General features: G+C 32.6%; 20 protein-coding genes. 14 read left to right on the forward strand and 6 right to left on the reverse strand.

Annotation, left to right across the window (positions count from 1 at the left end; genetic code table 11):
- Nucleotides 1-55: 55 nt before the first annotated feature.
- Genes DMB95_RS01875 through DMB95_RS01895 form a run of 5 tightly spaced genes read left to right on the forward strand, consistent with a single transcriptional unit; the run spans nt 56 to nt 3922 of the window.
- On the forward strand, nt 56-592 hold the full coding sequence (locus DMB95_RS01875) for a D-glycero-alpha-D-manno-heptose-1,7-bisphosphate 7-phosphatase (protein ID WP_142930677.1): 537 nt from the start codon (nt 56-58) through the stop codon (nt 590-592).
- 1 nt (nt 593) lies between these two features.
- Nucleotides 594-1550 carry an ADP-glyceromanno-heptose 6-epimerase gene (gene rfaD, locus DMB95_RS01880; RefSeq protein ID WP_137632037.1) on the forward strand — a complete coding sequence of 319 codons (957 nt, stop codon included), beginning with the start codon at nt 594-596 and terminating at the stop codon, nt 1548-1550.
- Complete coding sequence (gene rfaE1, locus DMB95_RS01885; RefSeq protein WP_142930678.1) at nt 1543-2931, forward strand: D-glycero-beta-D-manno-heptose-7-phosphate kinase; 1389 nt, start codon at nt 1543-1545, stop codon at nt 2929-2931. Before rfaD ends, rfaE1 begins: the two co-directional genes overlap by 8 nt.
- Nucleotides 2925-3485: a D-sedoheptulose 7-phosphate isomerase gene (gene gmhA / locus DMB95_RS01890; protein ID WP_142930679.1), complete on the forward strand. Its 561-nt coding sequence runs from the start codon at nt 2925-2927 to the stop codon at nt 3483-3485. Before rfaE1 ends, gmhA begins: the two co-directional genes overlap by 7 nt.
- Before the next feature lie 44 nt (nt 3486-3529).
- Nucleotides 3530-3922: a DUF4878 domain-containing protein gene (locus DMB95_RS01895; protein WP_142930680.1), complete on the forward strand. Its 393-nt coding sequence runs from the start codon at nt 3530-3532 to the stop codon at nt 3920-3922.
- On the opposite strand, the gene waaF is transcribed toward DMB95_RS01895, so the two are convergent.
- Together waaF and DMB95_RS01905 are read right to left on the reverse strand one after the other, a co-directional pair.
- A complete protein-coding gene (gene waaF / locus DMB95_RS01900) occupies nt 3912-4904 on the reverse strand; it encodes a lipopolysaccharide heptosyltransferase II (RefSeq protein ID WP_142930681.1) in 993 nt (330 codons plus the stop codon). The two genes, DMB95_RS01895 and waaF, sit on opposite strands and share 11 nt — an antisense overlap.
- 53 nt (nt 4905-4957) lie before the next feature.
- Nucleotides 4958-6379 carry a hypothetical protein gene (locus DMB95_RS01905; RefSeq protein ID WP_142930682.1) on the reverse strand — a complete coding sequence of 474 codons (1422 nt, stop codon included), beginning with the start codon at nt 6377-6379 and terminating at the stop codon, nt 4958-4960.
- Nucleotides 6380-6446: 67 nt separating this feature from the next.
- Here DMB95_RS01905 and DMB95_RS01910 point away from each other — a divergent pair, with 67 nt between their 5' ends.
- From DMB95_RS01910 to DMB95_RS01925, 4 genes are read left to right on the forward strand one after another with little or no spacing between them, the layout of a single operon-like run.
- On the forward strand, nt 6447-7535 hold the full coding sequence (locus DMB95_RS01910) for a hypothetical protein (protein WP_142930683.1): 1089 nt from the start codon (nt 6447-6449) through the stop codon (nt 7533-7535).
- A 52-nt stretch (nt 7536-7587) separates the two neighbouring features.
- Complete coding sequence (locus tag DMB95_RS01915) at nt 7588-8445, forward strand: alpha-1,2-fucosyltransferase (protein WP_142930684.1); 858 nt, start codon at nt 7588-7590, stop codon at nt 8443-8445.
- A gap of 15 nt (nt 8446-8460) precedes the next feature.
- Complete coding sequence (locus tag DMB95_RS01920) at nt 8461-9411, forward strand: glycosyltransferase family 2 protein (RefSeq protein WP_142930685.1); 951 nt, start codon at nt 8461-8463, stop codon at nt 9409-9411.
- On the forward strand, nt 9399-10334 hold the full coding sequence (locus DMB95_RS01925; RefSeq protein WP_142930686.1) for a glycosyltransferase family 2 protein: 936 nt from the start codon (nt 9399-9401) through the stop codon (nt 10332-10334). Before DMB95_RS01920 ends, DMB95_RS01925 begins: the two co-directional genes overlap by 13 nt.
- On the opposite strand, the gene DMB95_RS01930 is transcribed toward DMB95_RS01925, so the two are convergent.
- Nucleotides 10323-11408, reverse strand: coding sequence for a glycosyltransferase family 4 protein (locus tag DMB95_RS01930; RefSeq protein ID WP_202922010.1), 1086 nt, complete (start codon nt 11406-11408; stop codon nt 10323-10325). The two genes, DMB95_RS01925 and DMB95_RS01930, sit on opposite strands and share 12 nt — an antisense overlap.
- A 107-nt stretch (nt 11409-11515) precedes the next feature.
- Here DMB95_RS01930 and DMB95_RS01935 point away from each other — a divergent pair, with 107 nt between their 5' ends.
- Genes DMB95_RS01935 through DMB95_RS01945 form a run of 3 tightly spaced genes read left to right on the forward strand, consistent with a single transcriptional unit; the run spans nt 11516 to nt 14735 of the window.
- Nucleotides 11516-12814, forward strand: a complete 1299-nt coding sequence (locus tag DMB95_RS01935) for a glycosyltransferase (RefSeq protein WP_162056692.1) — start codon at nt 11516-11518, stop codon at nt 12812-12814.
- Nucleotides 12811-13833 carry a uroporphyrinogen decarboxylase gene (hemE, locus tag DMB95_RS01940; protein WP_142930689.1) on the forward strand — a complete coding sequence of 341 codons (1023 nt, stop codon included), beginning with the start codon at nt 12811-12813 and terminating at the stop codon, nt 13831-13833. Before DMB95_RS01935 ends, hemE begins: the two co-directional genes overlap by 4 nt.
- 5 nt (nt 13834-13838) lie before the next feature.
- Nucleotides 13839-14735 (forward strand): radical SAM protein, encoded by an 897-nt coding sequence (locus DMB95_RS01945; protein WP_185906676.1) that lies wholly within the window; start codon nt 13839-13841, stop codon nt 14733-14735.
- On the opposite strand, the gene DMB95_RS01950 is transcribed toward DMB95_RS01945, so the two are convergent.
- Together DMB95_RS01950 and dut are read right to left on the reverse strand one after the other, a co-directional pair.
- Nucleotides 14712-15449 (reverse strand): EI24 domain-containing protein, encoded by a 738-nt coding sequence (locus DMB95_RS01950; protein ID WP_142930691.1) that lies wholly within the window; start codon nt 15447-15449, stop codon nt 14712-14714. The two genes, DMB95_RS01945 and DMB95_RS01950, sit on opposite strands and share 24 nt — an antisense overlap.
- A gap of 13 nt (nt 15450-15462) precedes the next feature.
- On the reverse strand, nt 15463-16158 hold the full coding sequence (gene dut, locus DMB95_RS01955; RefSeq protein WP_142930692.1) for a dUTPase: 696 nt from the start codon (nt 16156-16158) through the stop codon (nt 15463-15465).
- 93 nt (nt 16159-16251) lie between these two features.
- Here dut and DMB95_RS01960 point away from each other — a divergent pair, with 93 nt between their 5' ends.
- Nucleotides 16252-17652, forward strand: coding sequence for a glycosyltransferase family 8 protein (locus tag DMB95_RS01960; protein ID WP_162056691.1), 1401 nt, complete (start codon nt 16252-16254; stop codon nt 17650-17652).
- On the opposite strand, the gene DMB95_RS01965 is transcribed toward DMB95_RS01960, so the two are convergent.
- Entirely contained in the window at nt 17649-18203 is a 555-nt protein-coding gene (locus tag DMB95_RS01965) for an ATP-binding protein (RefSeq protein WP_142930694.1), read from the reverse strand. The two genes, DMB95_RS01960 and DMB95_RS01965, sit on opposite strands and share 4 nt — an antisense overlap.
- 78 nt (nt 18204-18281) lie before the next feature.
- Here DMB95_RS01965 and DMB95_RS01970 point away from each other — a divergent pair, with 78 nt between their 5' ends.
- Entirely contained in the window at nt 18282-18710 is a 429-nt protein-coding gene (locus DMB95_RS01970; RefSeq protein ID WP_142930695.1) for a hypothetical protein, read from the forward strand.
- Nucleotides 18711-18871 lie beyond the last annotated feature (161 nt).

Here is an 18871-nt window from a genome sequence, read left to right on the forward strand (position 1 = left end):
TAAGATAGAATTAATAAGCAATAATTTTTGTAAATTTATATTATAATGAGAAACGATGAAAACAAAGGCTTTATTTTTAGATCGTGATGGTGTGATTAATATTGATAAAAAATATGTGTATAAACAAGAAGATTTTGAGTTTTGCGAAGGGATTTTTCCTTTGTGTGAATTTTTTATACAAGAAGGCTTTAAAATCTTTGTGATCACGAATCAATCAGGCATCGCAAGGGGCTATTACACTGAAGCTGATTTTGCAAAGTTAAGCCAATTTATGTGTGAAAGTTTTAAAAAACAAGGCATACAAATCACTAAAATATATCATTGTCCGCACCTAGAAAATTGTGAGTGCAGAAAACCAAAGCCGGGTATGCTTTTAAAAGCCCAGCTTGAATTTGACATCAATATGCAAGATTCAGTTTTTATAGGCGATAATTTAAGCGATATGCAAGCAGGTTTAGCCGCAAAAATCGGCACCTTAGTGCTTTTAAGTGAAGATAAAAACATAAATAATGAACCAACAAAAGAGTATTTTGAAATTTGCAAAAACTTAAATTTGGCTTTGGTATTTTTAAAAAAGAAATTGAAAGGATAAAATGAAGATAGTTATCACAGGAGGAGCTGGATTTATAGGCTCGCAACTTGCTTTAGCCTTGCAAGATAAACATGAAATTTTAGTGATTGATAAGATGAGAAATGAGGAAAAATTTAGCAATGGAAACCTCAAAAGTCTAGGGCATTTTAAAAACCTACTTGGCTTTAAAGGTGAGCTTTTTGTGGGCGATATAAATGAGCCTTGCGTTTTTGAAAAGATTGAGGATTTTAAAGCCGAAGTGATCTTTCATCAAGCAGCCATTTCAGATACTACAGCAGACGATGAAAGTCTTATTTTACGCACAAACTTAAACAGCTTTAAAAACTTTATAGACTTAAGCATAAAGCTTAAAGCAAGACTTATTTACGCAAGTTCAGCTTCAGTGTATGGGGACGCAGTTAGTCCGCAAATCGTAGGAAAAGATGAGATGCCTAAAAATCCTTATGCTTTTTCAAAACTTATGATGGATCATTTGGCTTTTAAATACAGCCAAAAGCTTGATATAGTAGGGCTTAGATATTTTAATGTTTATGGTAAGGGTGAGTTTTTCAAGGGCAAAACAGCGTCGATGATCTTGCAATTTGGCTTGCAAATTTTAAGCGGACAAAATCCGCGTTTGTTTGAGGGAAGTGAAAAAATTTTTAGGGATTTTGTGTATATTAAAGATGTGATAAATGCGAATTTAAAGGCTTTAGAAGCAAAAAGCGGGGTGTATAATGTGGCAACTTCCATTCCAAGAAGCTTTCAAGATATCGTTGATATTTTACAAATTGAGCTTGGCACAACTTTGCCTTGCGAATATATCAAAAATCCTTACGCAAAGGCTTATCAGTTTCACACTCAGGCTGATTTGAGTAATTGGGGCGGGTTGTATGAGCCTAAGTTTAGCTTAGAAGAGGGCATTAAGGACTATATAAGCGAAATTAAACGCATTCATGAAAAGGAAGTAAATGCTTGATTTTCTAGCTGATAAAAGCCCTAAAATCCTTGTTGTTGGGGATTTGATGGTGGATAATTATATTTGGTGTGATTGTGAGCGTGTAAGTCCTGAAGCCCCTGTTTTAGTGATGAAATCAAAAAGCCAGGATAAAAGGCTTGGCGGAGCAGCAAATGTTTATGCGAATTTAAAGGCTTTAAATGCTAATGTCAAGGCTTTAAGCGTAGTGGGCGATGATGAGGCTGGGGAATTTCTAAAGACAAGGATTGATGGGGTTTTACTCACTCAAAAAGGACGCAAAACTTCGCTCAAAAACCGCATTATTTCTCACTCTCAACAGGTTTTACGCCTTGATGATGAAAGCACTGAGTATATCAGTTTAGAAGATGAGTTGATCGCTGAGTTTGAAGCATGTGTTAAAGAGTATCAAAGCGTGGTTTTAAGTGATTATGGAAAGGGTGTTTTAAGTCCTAAGGTAACAAGGGCGCTCATTAGAAAAGCAAACGAGTTAAACATACCCATACTCATCGATCCAAAGGGGAGTGATTACTCAAAATATACAGGGGCAACCTTACTTACTCCAAATAAAAAAGAAGCCTTAGAAGCCCTTAAAATGAGCGATTTAGATGGGGATAATCTTAAAAAAGGTATTAAAGAGCTTAAAGAAAAGTTTCAGCTTGAATACTCACTCATTACCCTTTCAGAAGCTGGTATAGCTGTGTTTGATGATGATTTGCATATCATTGAGGCTACGGCAAGAGAGGTTTTTGATGTAACAGGGGCTGGAGATAGCGTCATAGCCATGCTTGCTTTTTGTTTTGCTTTGAAAGTGCCTCTTATAAAAGCTTGCGAGTTGGCAAACGCTGCAGCTGCTGTTGTGGTAAGCAAGGTAGGAAGTGTGAGTGTGAGTTTTGAGGAGATTAAAAACTACGGCAAAACAAGCTTTGAAGCTAAGATTATCACAAAAAATGCCCTTGCTAAAAGACTTGCCCATCTTGGCAAAAAGGTGGTTTTTACCAATGGTTGTTTTGATATTTTGCATTTTGGACATATCAAATACCTTGAAAAAGCAAGAAATTTAGGCGATTTGCTCGTGGTGGGGTTAAACTCAGATGCTAGTGTAAAGCGTTTAAAAGGTAAAACGCGTCCTGTAAATAGCCAGTTTCAAAGAGCGGCTTTGCTTGCAGCACTTTATTTTGTGGATTTTGTCGTGATTTTTGATGAGGATACGCCTTATGAGTTGATTCAAGCTTTAAAGCCAGATATTTTGGTTAAAGGGGCTGATTATGAGGGCAAAGAAGTTGTCGGGGCTGATTTGGTTGAAAGAGTTGAGCTTATAGCCTTTGAAGAGGGCTTTAGCACGAGTTTGATTATAGATAAAATAAAGGAGAATAAATGCTAAGTATCATAGAAAAAGAGTTTGAAGAACATCAAAAAACCCTTGAGGCAAGTAAGCTTTTAAAGGAGCAAATCGCAAAAATTTCGAGTATGCTTATCACTTGCCTTAAAAATGGCGGAAAAGTGCTAATTTGTGGCAATGGAGGTTCAGCAGCAGACGCTCAACACTTCGCAGCTGAATTAAGCGGGCGTTATAAAAAAGAGCGCAAAGCTTTAACAGGCATAGCTTTGACAACTGATACATCAGCTCTTAGTGCTATAGGCAATGATTATGGTTTTGAGTTTGTGTTTTCAAGACAGGTTGAGGCTTTGGGGCGAGAAGAAGACATTTTAATAGGCATTTCAACTAGTGGAAAAAGCCCTAATGTGCTTGAAGCTTTTCAAAAAGCAAAAAGCTTAAATATGCACTGCATAGGACTTAGTGGCAAGGGTGGAGGAGCTATGAATGAGCTTTGCGAGCTTAATTTAGTCGTTCCAAGCGATGATACAGCAAGGATTCAAGAAATGCATATCTTAAGCATACATGCTATTTGTCAGCTTATCGATGAGGCGTTTTGAAAGAAGAGCTAAAAATTTAAAGAGTGTTTTAAAAAGGAGCAAAGATGAAAAAATACATTTTTTTGATAGTGTGTGTATTTTTGGGTGCGTGCGCGTTTAAAAATAGTCCAAAATACATTAGCGAGGATTATTTTAAGGCGGTGCAAGAAGATGATTTTCGCAGGATAAAGTCCTATGTATATGTGCCAGCAAGCGTTCAAAGCGAGTTAAGCACTAAAGAAATCGATGAAAAGCTTAATGAAAGATTAAGCAAGCTTAAAGAAAAGCTCGCTCAACACGGCGGCGTTAAAGAAGTTAAAATCATTGATAAAAAAGAGCTAAATAGCGAGCTTACAGAGCTTCAAATCGAGCTTATTTATAACGATAAAAGCATAGACGATGAACGTTTAAATGCCGTGAAAATCGATGGAGTTTGGAAGATTATCTTTACTCTTTAAGCAAGCTTTTTGCTTCTTTGATGACAAGTTCAGGCTTTAGCTCTTGCATGCAAGCGTGGTGCTTTAAGGGGCACACTCGTTTCATGCAAGGCATACAGGCTAGATTTAAATGCACAAGCCTTGCGTTTTCATTATGCCAAGGCGAAGTTTGAGTGAATTTTGTAGGTCCAAACACCGCTATAGTAGGCGTTTTATATACAGCTGCTACATGCATAGCACCGCTGTCGTTACTGATGAAAAGATCAAGGCTAGAAATAAGCTCGCAAAGCTCTTTTATACTTGTTTTAGCACATAAATTTAAAGCTTTTATGCCATTTTTTTGAAGCAAAAGCTCGATTTTGTCGCAAAGTTCTTGTTCGCTTGCTACGCCAAAGATAAGAATTTCATGACTTTTGCTAAACTCAAGAGCAACTTTTGCAAAATACTCTTCATTCCAGCGTTTGGCACTGCCGTATTTTGCCCCAGCATTTATACCTAAAAATTTCTTGTTCATATCAAGTTTAAAATGCTCGCAAAGCTTTTTTTGTTCGTTTTTGGTTAAGTCTTTATAGGCTTTTATGGGTAAAAAGAGTTCATCTTGCACTGCTTCTTTAAGCTTGAGTGAGTTTTTGACAAATTCAAGGTATTTTAGCACTTGATGAGCGTTTTTGTTGTGCTTTTTATCAAAGATAAATTTATGCCTTGAATGCAGTAAAAAAAGCATAATTTTAGCTGAAAATGCTCCTCTAAAAGAAAAGGCGTAATCAACCCTACCCAAAATTTTAGTAAGTTTATAAAAATTTAAATATCTTGATTTTTTATCTTCTATAAAAATTCGTGTATTTTCACATTCTTTAAAAAGCTCGCACGCCACAAAAGAGCCATGAAGTATAAACTCAGCTTTTTTATCAAGCTTTGTAAAATATTCAAACACAAGCTTTAAAGCCGCACTTGCCATAACAGCATCGCCAAGCCAAGTTGGAAGGTGGATAAAAATTTTCAAGCTTTGCCTTTTTGTTAAATTTGAAAAATTATAGCAGATATTGGCTGAAAAAGTTAGAGATATCGATGATTGTAATATCCCTTGAAGTATTTTTTAAACCATAAATGTTTTTGAGGCAGATAGAGTCTTAACTTTCTTGAAGTTTTCTTGAAAAATTTTTTGCAAAAAGGCATTTGTTTTATTTTTTGAGCAATTTGATTAAGGTTTTGATATTTTTGCGTATTAATAAGGCAGTATTTTAAAAGTAGTTCCTTGCAAGTATTTCCATTATCTATAGCTAAATAGCTAAAAAAATCTTCCTTTCGTGTTTGAAGTATTTGTCCAAGATATTCATCCGCTCTTTTGAATTCATTGTTACAGATAAGAGTATCAAGGATATAAATTCTATATTTGTCGTTTTCATAGTCATATTTTAGGGCTTGTTCGAGTAGAGAAATAAGTTTTTCAAACTCTTCTCCACTTGCCCTTGCAGCAAGGTAGGTATAAAAAAGAGTTTGAGCTTTATGAGCGTCATGAAGATCAAGCTTGCCAAAGTTTTCTTTATAAATTTGATAAATTTTGTTGGCTGGGTAGATTGTGTGAGGATTGATAAGTTCTACACCGCCTATAGTAGCAGCAAATTTTGCAACTGCTGAGTGTGTGCCATATATCTTTTTAGCATGTGACATTAAAACAGTATCAAAAAGGAAAAGCTCGGTATTTGAAAATTGATGATAATCCCTAAATTCTTCAGCTAAAAAGATATTTTTGCTATTTAATACTCGTTTGAGTTCTTCAACAGAGTTAATATCATCGCTAAAAATGATGACTTTAGTATCTTTAGCTAAATCTTTGATTATTTCATAAGCAAGTTCTATTGGTGTGGGGTGAAAATTCATAAGGGCTAGTTTTCTAAAATTTGCAAAAGGATATACAGTGTCTCCAGCTCTTATATGAAAGGCTATTAATGCCCCCCCCCCATTAGTATTTTTTAGTTCTGTAGCTTTTAGATGAGCTTGTTTGATGATACTTGCTACTTTTTCTGTAAAATTTATATTATTAAAAATTTCAGCTGCGCTTTGGGTATAATTGCATATATCCAAATCTTTCCATATATCTTTTATATAATCTTCCGTTCGAGTGATTTCATAATAGTCGTAGTTTGTGTTTAGAATGTAATTTTTAAATTTTTTAAGATATCGGAATTTTTCATCAGTAGCAAGAGAAAGCGAGCTTTTATCTTCATAAGTGAGGCAGTGTTCTTGGATAAAATTTTTACTAAAAATATTTTCTTTGGTATCAAGAGCAGTTGAAATGAAACGCTGTTTATTGAAGTTTTTGTAATCTTCTACGAGTAGATGAGCTTTGCTTACTGCGTCCCAAGTAAACATTGGCTTTTGATTGCATTGTTTGGCAATATAAAATGCATTGATAATACCTATAAATCTATTTCCATTAGAATCTTTTCTATCGCTAAGTATTTTTTTGCGCTTCACTAATTTCCTTTTTTTGTTTTTTAAAAAAATATGTTATCATAACACAGACAAGTAAAGGAGTGGTTTTATGAATATAAGAAGGTTTATAGAGTGGTGTTGTTCGGTTAAAAATGTTTTTGAAAAAGGAAGCAAACACAAAATTTTAACATTATTTGGTATGAAAATAAAGCTTGATTTTCTTTTACAAGACGAAAAATATACTCAAACCAGTAGTATATATGGAAAAATTTACCTTCCTACTTACAATGCAGGGGTTAAAATTTTTTATGAAAAACCACAAATTTTTAATCAAAATGGTAAGCAAATGGATATATTTTTCTTAAGAGATCACAATTCTAATTTTTGTCCTTATGGAACTTTGAGCCAGTATTTTTTATGGGATAGATATAATTTTGCTTTGAATACTCATTTTTATACAGGAAGGGCTATATTTGAAACTATAGCTAAGCCACTTCATAAATTTGGTATGCTTGTAGAGCCTAGAGCTATTGAGTTTGATGTTTATAAAGCTCTTAATGAATGCAAGGATAATGTGAAAGATTTTGAAAAAATTCTTACTCATGATGAAAAAATTCTCGATGATTTTGCTAATGCGGATTTTTTTATGTGTGTGCAAAATTGGTGTTATAATGAAAAAGGAGATAGTTTAAAGCCTAGTGCAGAAAATTATGAAAATAAAACAAAAAATATTTCCATGGTTTGTTCTGGCAAAGCTCTTACTCCAATTCACCTTATAAGAAATGATATAGCTTCTAAATTAAGCAAAATTTCAAAAGATTATGGGGGGGGGGCATTAGGACTTTTTGGAGCCTTTTTTAATAATCCCATCGCATTTAAGTCGCAAAGCCTGCACGAATATCGCTATCAAATCGTAGTTGAAAATCAAATCAGTAAATATTATTTTACTGAAAAAATTCTTGATTGTTTTATTTCTATGTGTGTGCCTATTTACTTAGGAGCAAGTGATATAGGAAAATTTTTTAATACTGATGGCATTATCATCATCAATGAAAAAGATGATATACATAAAATTTTAAAACAATGCACACCTCAAGATTATGAGCAAAGAAAAGAAGCTATTCTTGATAATTATCAAAGAAGTCTTAAATATCAAAATGTTGATGATAGGCTTTATGAAACTTTCTTTTTGAGATAAGAAATTTTTATGTTATAATAGTTGTTTTTTGATCCAATTTTTTAGGAAAAATATGAATATAGTAAAAATTCAAGGCGGTTTAGGTAATCAATTCTTTCAATATGCCTTTGCAAAGGCTTTAAAAGAAAAATTTAATGATGAAGTAGTGCTTGATATAAGGCTTTTTGAAAGGCTCGATCCCCAAAAACAAACCTCATTTTTTTTTACTCTTGATCATTTTAATACACAATTTTCTCGCATTGGCTCAAAAGAATTTGATAAATATACCCTAAAAGGCTCTTGGATACCAAAATTTGCAAGAAAGTATTTTAAAGAAGAGGTACTTGAAGAGTGTGAAAAGGCTGGGGTGTATTGCCCTGAGTTATTGAGAAAAACGAGAAAAAATACCTTCTATGAAGGTTTTTTTCAAAGTCAAAAATACTCAGCTCATATTTGGGATAGCATTGCTCAAGACTTAAACTTAAAAGAAAAGCTTAATGATGAAAATTTAAAGCTTTTAGAACAAATTCAAGCTTTAAACTCGGTAAGCTTGCATATACGAAGAGGAGATTATCTAAGCTTACCTGAGTTTAATGTCTGCACGCTTGAGTATTATCAAAAAGCTATAACTTATATCAACGAAAGAGTGGAAAATCCTCATTATTTTATCTTTTCAAATGATCTTGCTTGGGTAAAAGAGCATTTTAATGCTAAAAATATGAGTATCGTCTCGTGCAATCAAGACAAAAATTATTTTGATTTAGAGTTAATGAAACATTGCAAACACAACATTATCGCGAATTCAACCTTTTCTTGGTGGGGCGCAGCACTAAACGCAAATAAAGATAAAATCATCATCGCCCCAAAAATTTGGTATCGTGGAGATATACGCTTTGATGATATATTGCCTCAGCAATGGATAAAGCTTTGATAGCAAGGGAAAGATATGCAAAATATAAATCCTAAAATTTCCATAATAATGCCCATTTATAATGTCGAGGCTTTTATAGCACAAGCTCTAAATTCTTGCATAAATCAAACTTTTAAGGATATAGAGATAATCATCATTGATGATTGCGGACAAGATAGGAGTATAGAAATTGCTAAGGAATTTGCCCTAAAAGATGAGAGGATAAAAATTATCCATAATGAAGAAAATCAAGGGCTTTTACAAGCTAGACTTGAAGGCGTAAAAATCGCAAAAGGAGAATATATCCTAAACCTTGATAGTGATGATTTTTTAGACATAAAAACTTGCGAACTTGCTTACAAGGCAAGTAAAAACGGGTTGGCTGATATAGTAAGTTTTGGAGCTTTTAAAATTTGTGATAATCAAAGCAATATTTTATATCAGTTTAAAAACGCTTCTTTTTCAAAAATAGAGCTTCATCATCATTTTTTGCGCAATTTTTCTTTTAGGTGGAATGTTTGGGCAAAGCTCATCAAAACAGAAAAATACAAACAAGTTGTGCCGTATTTTGATAAGTTAAGCACCAAAATCACAATCGCTGAAGATGTCTTGCAATCTTTTGTTTTATATAGTATTTGTGAAAATTTTATAAACATAAATGAAGTTTTATATTTTTACCGAACCAACCTTCAATCAGCTATGAATAATCAAGAACTTGCAAATATCCGTGAAATAATAACAAATCACGAATTAGTTATCAAAGAAATAACCCGCTTAAAAGAAACTTATCCTGAAATTTTCAGTCCTGTTTTATATAAATTATTTCTCTATTTTTTAAAAAGAGAACATTTTCGTCATGGCAATAGACTAAAAAAACAAGAAGGGAAATTTAACTTTATGGATAGAATAAAAGAAAAAATCAATAAAAAAGCATTTAAAACAAGTCGTTTTCTTGCTTCCAAATTAGGTGTATTATGGGTAAAATAAAATTTTCAATCATACTTCCAACTTACAATGTTCAAGATTTTATCGCTCAAGCTTTAAATTCCTGCATAAATCAGACCTTTAAAGATATAGAAATCATTGTCGTCGATGATTGCGGGCAAGATAAAAGCATAGAAATTGCTAAGGAATTTGCTTTGAAAGATGAGAGGGTAAAAATCGTTTATAATAAGGAGAATTTAAAACTTTTTCATGCCCGGATTGAGGGTGCTAAAATAGCACAAGGCGAGTATTTGTTGCATTTAGACCCAGATGATTATCTTGATGAAAAAGCTTGCGAGAGATTATTTGAAATTTTAGAGCAAAATAAGGACTTTAAGCTTGATTTTATCATGTTTAATTTTTATCAACAAGATGAAAAATATCATTTTTCCAAACAAAATATTATTACCAAAAACAAACTCCTAACAAGACAAGAATTTCAAAAGATCTATTTTAACAAAGAAGGTTATTATAATATTTGGAGCAAGTGTATCAAAAAAGAAATATATCTAAAAGCGATCAATACCTTAGCTGTTTCTCATAAATTCACTGTCGCTGAAGATATACTTGCTTGTATGGGTATTTTGCTTATGAGCGATCGCATTTATCTGCTTAATGAACATTTGTATTATTATTGTTACAATCCAAAATCCAGCAGAGATTTAACAAAAATTCCTCAAGCAAATAAAGACTGCGAATTTGTGCAAAATGAGCTAGCAAAGCTGGCTTTAAAAGGTGATGATGACTATCATGCCTTTATACAAACACTTATTTTGATTTTAAAAACTCATAATGCAAAAAGAAGTTACGATTATAGCGTATGGCGGTATCCTTATTTTAAATTTGTACATAGGTTTATTTTGAGTTTAAAGAAAAGGTATTTAAACTTTTTTAGAAAAAAAATAGTAAGAAAATCAGGCTTTTAAATTTTTAAAAAGCTCTTCCCATTTTTTTAAGACAACTTCTTTGCTAAATTCTTTTTTTATCTTTTCCTTGGCATTTTTACCAAATTTTTCTCTTAAACTCTCATCTTTCATTAAAAGTTTGAGCTTTTGTGCAAAATCTTGTAAATCATCATCTTGCACCAAAAATCCTGTTTTTTCATTTTCTATGATATCGCTTGGTCCTGTTTTAACATCAAAAGCTATGCAAGGTAGAGCAAAAGAACTTGCTTCAGCTAAAACCATGCCAAAGCTTTCAAAATGTGAGCTGAGAGTATATATACTTGCATTCAAATACTCTTTTTCTACCTCTTTTGTGAAAGGCTTTAAGATGATGTTTTTTTCTAAATTCAAATCTCTTATTTGTTTTTCCAAATCTTCCTTCAATTTTCCATCACCTACAATAATAAGCTTCCACTGCCTAAATTCTTGTTTAAAATTCTCATCTTGAGCAAGTAAATTCCAAATTTCGATAAGGCGATTAAAACCTTTTTCTTTGGATAGTTTCCCCACGGCAATAACTTGTTTTTGTTTTAGGTTTGTATTTAAATTGGGGATATGAGGAATAAAATTTGGTATAACCACAACACACTTATAAAAATTTTGCCAAATTTTAAGTTCTTTTGATGAAAGGATAACCAAAGCATCATATAATTTATTTCTTTTGGAGCCTTGTGTTGCAAGCATGTGTTGTATGGCTATATAGCGCGTATTTTTATTTTTAAAATATGGAAAATAATTACTTGAATTGCTGATGATAAAATCAACTTCAGGATACATTGTTTTTATTTTATAGCTTAGAAATATTTTATAAAAATTTTTAATATAAAAACGATATAAAAAATTTTTATCTTTTTTTTGGTTTTCTTCTGAAAAAAGGTTTATATAACTTAATTTTACACTAGGAGAAATTTCAAAAGGAGAATTTAAATCTCCTTTAAAAAAGCTAAGGAGTTCAACTTTGTGTCCTTGTTCGCTAAAGGCATTGGCTAGATTAACAGCAACCCGTTCCGCTCCTCTTGCGATATTTAAATCCCCTATTGTTATAAGTATATTCATGATTTAACCTAAAATAAATATTTGTAAAGCGCATTATAGCATTTTTATCGCTATATCAAATACAAATATGTTATAATTTCAGTATTTAAAGCTTGAAGGTAAAAAATTTGCAAAATACTTTAGTTTCTATCATCGTTCCAATTTTCAATGTCAAAGCTTATCTTAAAGAATGTCTTCTTAGCCTTATCAATCAAAGTTATAAAAACTTAGATATTATCTTAGTTGATGATGGAAGTGATGATGAGAGTTTAGAAATCGCTTTAGAATTTGCTAGCAAAGATGAAAGAATTTTAGTGCTTTCAAAGCCAAATTCAGGGCAAGCTTCAGCTCGCAACTTAGGACTTGAGTTTATCAAAGGTTCTGCTTTAAGAGAGCTTTTAGAAAGCGAAAGTTTTATACAAAAAAATAATGATTTCAATTCAAATGAGAACTCAAGCATACAATCCTTTCTAAAAACCCATACTTTTGATAAAACCACAAAAGAACTTTCTTATGCAGAAATTCAAAAACATTTTACAAAAATTGCTCCAAATTTCATCAAAACAGACTTAGAGAATGTAAATGAACTTTTAGTGCAAAACTTACCCTCAAGGATTATTCATTTTGTAGATAGTGATGATTATATCAAGCCTGATTGTATAGAACTTTGTGTTAAAAATATGTTTGAAAAAGACTTAGAAATTTTAGTTCATAATCTTGTTGAATTTCATGAAAATACGAAAGAATTTAAAAATAAGCCCAAGCTTCCTACCCTTAAAAAACTTAATAAAGATGAATATGATAGTGGCTTAGAGCTTTTAAGTGAAAATAAAATTTATGATTTTTATTTTGCTTGGCAGGGAAGCTTTAAGAGTGAAATTTTAAACCGCTACAATTTGCGTTTTACACACGCAATTTTTCACGAAGATCATGACTTTGGCACGATTTTATTTGCTTTAGCAAAAAAGATCGCTTATATAAATGAAGCTCTTTATGTGTATAGAGTAAGAGTAGCTTCTACTATGAGCGGGCAAAAGGTAAAACAAATGCCTCAAAAAATGCCTAGCTTTTTGCTTGAGTTAAAGCCTTATTTTAAAGACTATCAAAGCTTAAGGGCGTATTTTAAAGCATATTGTTTTGTTAGGCTTGCTCTTGTAATCGAGGATTTTTACAACCAAATGTCTTTGCAAGATGAGAAATTTAAGCTTAAATTTAAATCCCTTTTTACCCTAAGCACACTCACTTATCTTAAAATCTTTAAAATTTCCTTACAAAATGATCCCCTTGACATCAAAGCCCTTTTAGCAAAATTCAAGCTTTCAAAGGCTACAATTCTTTCACATTTTTTTAAAGATTTACACAGACAGCCTAAAAAACTGAAGTTTATATCAAATTTAAAGTATTTGCTTAAAAAGGATAATCAATGATTTTCATCGACGCTTGTTTTAAAAAGCCTACCCCTTACACTCCGGTATGGATGATGCGTCAAGCTGGGCGTTATCTGCCTGAGTATATGGCAGTTCGCACTAAGGCTGGGGATTTTCTCTCGCTTTGTAAGGATTATAAGCTTGCTAGTGAAGTGAGCTTGCAGCCTGTGGATATTTTAGGCGTTGATGCGGCGATTATTTTTTCTGATATTTTAGTTGTGCCTTTAGAAATGGGTATGAAACTTCGCTTTGAAAAGGGCGAAGGACCTGTGTTTGATGAGCCTCTTTCTACCTTAGAGCAAATCAATGCCCTTGATACTCAAAAGGCTGTAAAAAATCTAAGTTATGTTTATGATGCCCTTTCTTTAACGCGTGAAAAACTGCCCCAAAACAAAGCTCTTATTGGCTTTTGTGGCTCGCCTTGGACTATAGCAACTTATATGCTTGAGGGCAGGGGCAGTAAAAATTATGCTAAATCTAAAAAAATTCTTTATGAAAATCCAGAGCTTTTACACAGCTTGCTTAAAAAGCTTACTCAAACCTTAAAGCTTTATCTTGAAGCACAGATTAAAGCTGGAGCAAATGCGGTGCAAATCTTTGATAGTTGGGCAAGTGCTTTAGAAAAAGAGGCTTTTTTTGAGTTTTCTTTTTCTTATATGCTTGAACTTTCAAATTTTATCAAGCAAAAATACCCTCATATCCCTGTGATCTTATTTCCTAAGGGTGTGAGTGGGTATTTAGCTCATATAAAAGGCGATTTTGATGTATTTGGAGTATCTTGGGATACGCCTTTAGAGCTTGCAAGAGATATTTTAAGCAAAGATTATACCTTACAAGGCAATCTTGAACCTTGTCGTTTATACTCAAAAGAAGCTATCACAAAAGGCGTAAAAGAAATTTTAAGCACAATGAAGGGCAAAAATCATATCTTTAACCTAGGACATGGCATTTTACCAGATATACCTGTAGAAAATGCAAAATACTTTATCCGCCTCGTGCAAGAAAGCTCAGCTCTTTGAATGATATAGTCTTTGGTCCTGTAAGCTCAAGACGTTTTGGACTTTCTTTGGGCGTGGATTTAAGTCCTTTTGGCAAGCAATGTAATTTTGATTGTGTGTATTGTGAGCTTGAGCCTAAAAAAGCTCAAAGCAAACAAACACAAAGTGCAAGCCTTGAACATATCATTAAAAGCGTGCAAGCTAAGATAGCTGAGGGCGTAAAATTTGATTTTATCACCCTTACTGCAAATGGCGAACCAAGCATGTATGAAAAGCTAGATGAGCTTATACAAGCCCTTCAAAGCATAAAAAAAGACAAAAAGCTTCTCATCTTAAGCAATGGCACAGCAGTTTTAGATGAGGTTAAATTTCAAGCTCTTTTAGCTCTTGATGTGGTGAAATTTAGCCTTGATAGTGCAGTGCAAAAGACTTTTTTGCGAGTAGATAAAGCCTTAAAAGGCATAGAAGTAAAAACACTTATAGAAAAGATGAGTGAGTTTAGCAAGGCTTTTAAAGGACAACTTGTGATGGAAGTGCTTGTGGTGCAGGGTTTAAATGATACAAAGGCTGAATTTGAAGCCTTAAATGAAGCCTTTTTACACATACAACCAGATCGCATTGATATAAGCACCATAGATCGCCCTCCAGCCTATGCTGTAAAGGGTGTAAGTGAAGATAAGCTTAGTGAGCTTAGTGAGTATATCAGGGCTTTTCCTTGCGTAATCGCTAAAAGACATTATATAAAAGAAGAGCTTGATTTAAGTGAAAATGAGCTTTTAAAAATGCTTCATCTTCGCCCACAAAGCAAGCAAGATATACAGATGAAATTAAGCCTAAAAAGCCAAAAGCTACTTCAAAACCTTGTCAAAGAAGGTAAGGTTTATACTCAAAAACTTGCTTCAATGCTCTTTTATAGAGCCTAAATTTGCTTTTAAGCCAAGCACTTTTTGATAAAATAAATGTGTTAAAAAAATCACAAAAAACACCTGCAAAAACAAGCCAGCTAAAGGCACAGAAGAAATAAGATAAAACATAAGGGTGCTTAGCTTAAACTCAAGCGCAGAACTTTTAGCATAAAAGGCTTTAAATTCATTATCATTAAGCATAGAGCTTGCTACATCAAGGATTAAAAGCTTATGAAAAAGATAATAAAATACAAGATAAAACACAAATAAATTCACAAAAGGTACAAGATAAAGCAAGCAAGCACAGCCAAATAAAAGCAAAAATTTCACAAAGATGATAAGCATTTTAAATAAGGCTTTAAAAAAGGAAACTTCATCTTTAAGCTCGTGTTGATAATACTTAGCATTAATTTCTTTGCAGATAAAAGGTGTTAAAAAGCTCACCACTAAAATCGCAAAAAATACTGAAGCAAACACCACTAAAAAAGAAGCTGACATGATGCCAAGCAAAGCAAGGATAAACTGAAAAATCGCAAAGCTATAAAGCCAGGCTAAAAACGAGCCTTCTTCTGCATTTGCAAATAAAGCATCAAAATACTCAAACAAAAAATTAAAAGCAAAATACGCTAAAATCACAAACAAAAAAAAGCTCAAAATCAAAGGCACAAGAGAAAATTTTAAAAATTTCTTTGTAAAAAAGTCCTTTAGGGCAAGTGAAAAAACTTCAGTCATGAACATAGCCTTGTTATTTTTTAAGTTGAGTATAAAGCTTTTCTAGCTCTTGATATATAGCGTCAAACTCAAGTTGAGCTTTTAAAATTTCATTTAAAATTTCATTATCTTCTTTGCCGTCCCATATTTTTTGATACTTTCCTTCTTTGTAGCCGTGATCTTGTCGGAATTTATTTAAGACATTTTTGCCTATATAGGCTTTATAAAGGCTGTGTAAATTTAAACCACATTTCATTGACAAGGTAAAAAATGCCGATAAAAGCTCGCCCATATCAAAGCCAAAACCACTACATTTGTGTATAATCAGCTCTATATCATTGATAATGCCATAAATATCATCTTCTTTTGGTTCGCCAGCTTCTTTGCAAAAGTCATTAAATGCACTTACCGAGCTAAGTTCTTCGGCTATAAATGCCTTATCATCAATGCCTTTATTTTTATACTCTTCAAGCGTTAAAGAAAGTATAAAATGCCAAATATCCACAAGCTCTATACGCACATTATCCCAATTCGTCGGTGCTGCAATACTTTTCCAATGCTTCCAAGCAAAAGAATCAATAAGCTCAGCACATTCCATATAAATGCACCTTCTAAAGCTGATGAGCTTACCTTCTTTAGTATAGCCTTGTTCCCAGCCCTTGCCGTTTGTTTCATCATTTAGCTTTTGTTGCAAAAGAAGCATTTTTTCGATGATTTTGTTTTGAGTCATTTTTTTTCCTTGAATAAAGTTTTATTATAGCAGATTTTTAGCTTAAATTGTATATACTTCATTCTTAAAGATTTATATTTTGAAAGGAAAGGTGTGTTTCATATCGTTTTTTGTGCCGATGAAAAATACATCAAATTCGCAGCTGCTATGATGCGAAATATTATCTTAAAAACAAATACCCAGCACACTTTTAAAGACTTTTTTAAAGAAAAAGAATTGCTCTTTTTACATCCTCAAAAAAGTTCATATCCCAAACTTTCTTATGAAAGCTTAAGCCAGATTGAGCAAAAAGAAGGCTATGTTTTTCACATTTTAACTAAAAATATCACTTTAAAAAGCAAAGAAAAGCTCACTAAGCTTTGTGATGAGCTTAGTCTTATTTATCCTTGTTTGTTTGAGGTGCATGAGATTGATGATACAAAATACAAAAATACCTATGCGTATAAGGGAAGTTTTGTAGCCAATTTTTTACTTGAGTTTGCCAATTTTGTGCCTTTAGATAGTAAAAAAGTGCTTGCTTTGGACCTTGATATGTATGTAAATACAGATTTAAGAGAGCTTTTTACGCTTGATTTGAAAGATTTTGTTCTTGCAGCGGCTTTTAACTACACTTTAAAATCTAAATGGTTTAATACAGGTTTTATACTCTTTAACGCAGTTTTATGGCGTGAGCTTGATATGCAGCAAAAATGTCTTGATTATATATGCGAGTTTAAGCCAGAGCTTCCTGATCAAGCTGCTTTAAATATCTGCTGCAAGGATAGGACTTTGCTTTTGCCTTTGCTTTATAATTTTTATCCGCACAATGAAAATCAAAGTAAGGATTTTTTCAAAGATGAGAGTAAATTTCACTCAAGTGAGCTTACTAGGGCTGAGTGGGAGCATTTAAAACAAAATGCAAAAATCATTCATTTTTTAGGCTGTTCTAAACCTTGGGAGGGTGTATTTTCAAAGAAAAAAGATATTTTTATCTCGCATTTTAGAAAAAAATGGTGGCAAAATGCCTTGCATACGCCTTTTTTTGCCGAAGAATTAAGAAATTTAGCTTTTTTGTTACAAGAAGAGGAGCTTTGGAATTTATTTTTGTATTTTGAAGAGAGTTTTAAAAAGCTTAATGAAAGCTCAAAGCTTTTATCTGCGGATAAAAAAGGAGCTGTAATTCGCTTTAAAAATGAGCTTGAATACAAGATAGGACAAGAAATGATGGGTGTGAAACTTCATTTTTTAAGTTATATAAGCTTTGTTTTTAAAGCTAGAAAACTCATCAAAAAACATAAAAAAATTCAAAAGGCTTATGAGGAACTAATAGGCTTTAACCCAGATTTAGCCCTGCCAAAGCTTGAAACTTACGCTGATTATACTCAGGCTATGGCTTTGAAACGTCACCTTACATATAGACTTGGAAAAGCCTTTATGAAAGCTTACCAAAGCCCTTTTAAACTTGGTATGTTTGGGCTTTTGGGTGAAATTGAAAAGCTTAAAAAAGAGTTTTAAGCAAGGAGATTAAGTCCATCTTCATCTTTATTTTGAAGTTCTTGTTGCTGTTCTTTAAGCTTTTCTTGAATTTTTTCTAAAATTTCTTCGATGAGTTTTTTGCTATCTTCAAGCATATTGGTATTTTCTTGTGGCAAGCTGCTTTGGTGTTCTTTGATGAGAGAATTAAATTTATCAACCAAAGAACTCATTGTTGCATTTGCAGTATTTTCATCACTTGGAGTTGGTAAGAGATTGGCGATTTTCATTGCATTTTGAATGAAATCTTTTGGTTTTAAGTCCCCAACCTTCGAGCTTTCTAAAAAGTCGCTGATGAGCGGTTCTATCTCTTTCATTGCATTTTGAATTTCATCTAAGTCTTGCTGGGTAAGCTGTGAGCCTTGATAGCTAAAGCTAAAGCCGTATTCTCGGCGTAAATTTAAACTTTGTTTATCACCTTCTTGAGTGTAGCTTACGCTTTGGTTGTCAAACATTGTCATAGAAAGGTTTTTACCACTGCTTGTGGTGTATGAAAAGGCTAAATTTTGGTTTTTGCTTGCATCAACTTGCATTTTTTATCCTTGATTTTAAGTTATGCTTTTATATCGGCAGTATTTTATTTTTTTTAACTTTTTTGGTTATAATTTTTTATGCACGAAACAATCAAGCGCTTTATCCATAAAATGAGGCTTTTAAGCCTTGCAAGTATCGATGATATGACTTTTAATATAAAAATTTCAAGTCAAACTCCTTTAAGCGTGTATGTAGCCAATGCTTTTTATGCCTTTGATGAAGAGAGTTTAAGCCTTATTATCGCTTCTGATTGTAATTCAAAGCATGTAAAATTAAGCTTAAAGTATCCAAATATAGCCGTAAATATCGCCAAAGACAGCAAAATCGCTCTTTTAAAAGGAGTGCAAATCAAAGCTATTTTTGAAAAAGCAAGTGAGGCGCAAAAAAAGATTTATCTCAAACGTTTTATTTTTGCAAGGTTTGCAAAGACTGATTTTTACGCTCTAAAGATAGTATGGGCGAAATTTACGGATAATCAGCTGAGCGAAAAAATTTATTTTCCATAAAGTCTTTGTTTTTTTTACCTTAATTTTTCTATATTTTTTGGAGCGGTTTTAATCATCTTTTTGCGTTTAAAGTTAGGTGTTAAAACATTTTAAAATATAAAATACTTTAGGAATTTGAGTTTGATTAAATCTTTTTGGTTACAATCTAAAAATTTAATTTT

Source organism: Campylobacter sp. MIT 12-8780 (genome assembly GCF_006864535.1).
Lineage (GTDB): Bacteria > Campylobacterota > Campylobacteria > Campylobacterales > Campylobacteraceae > Campylobacter_D.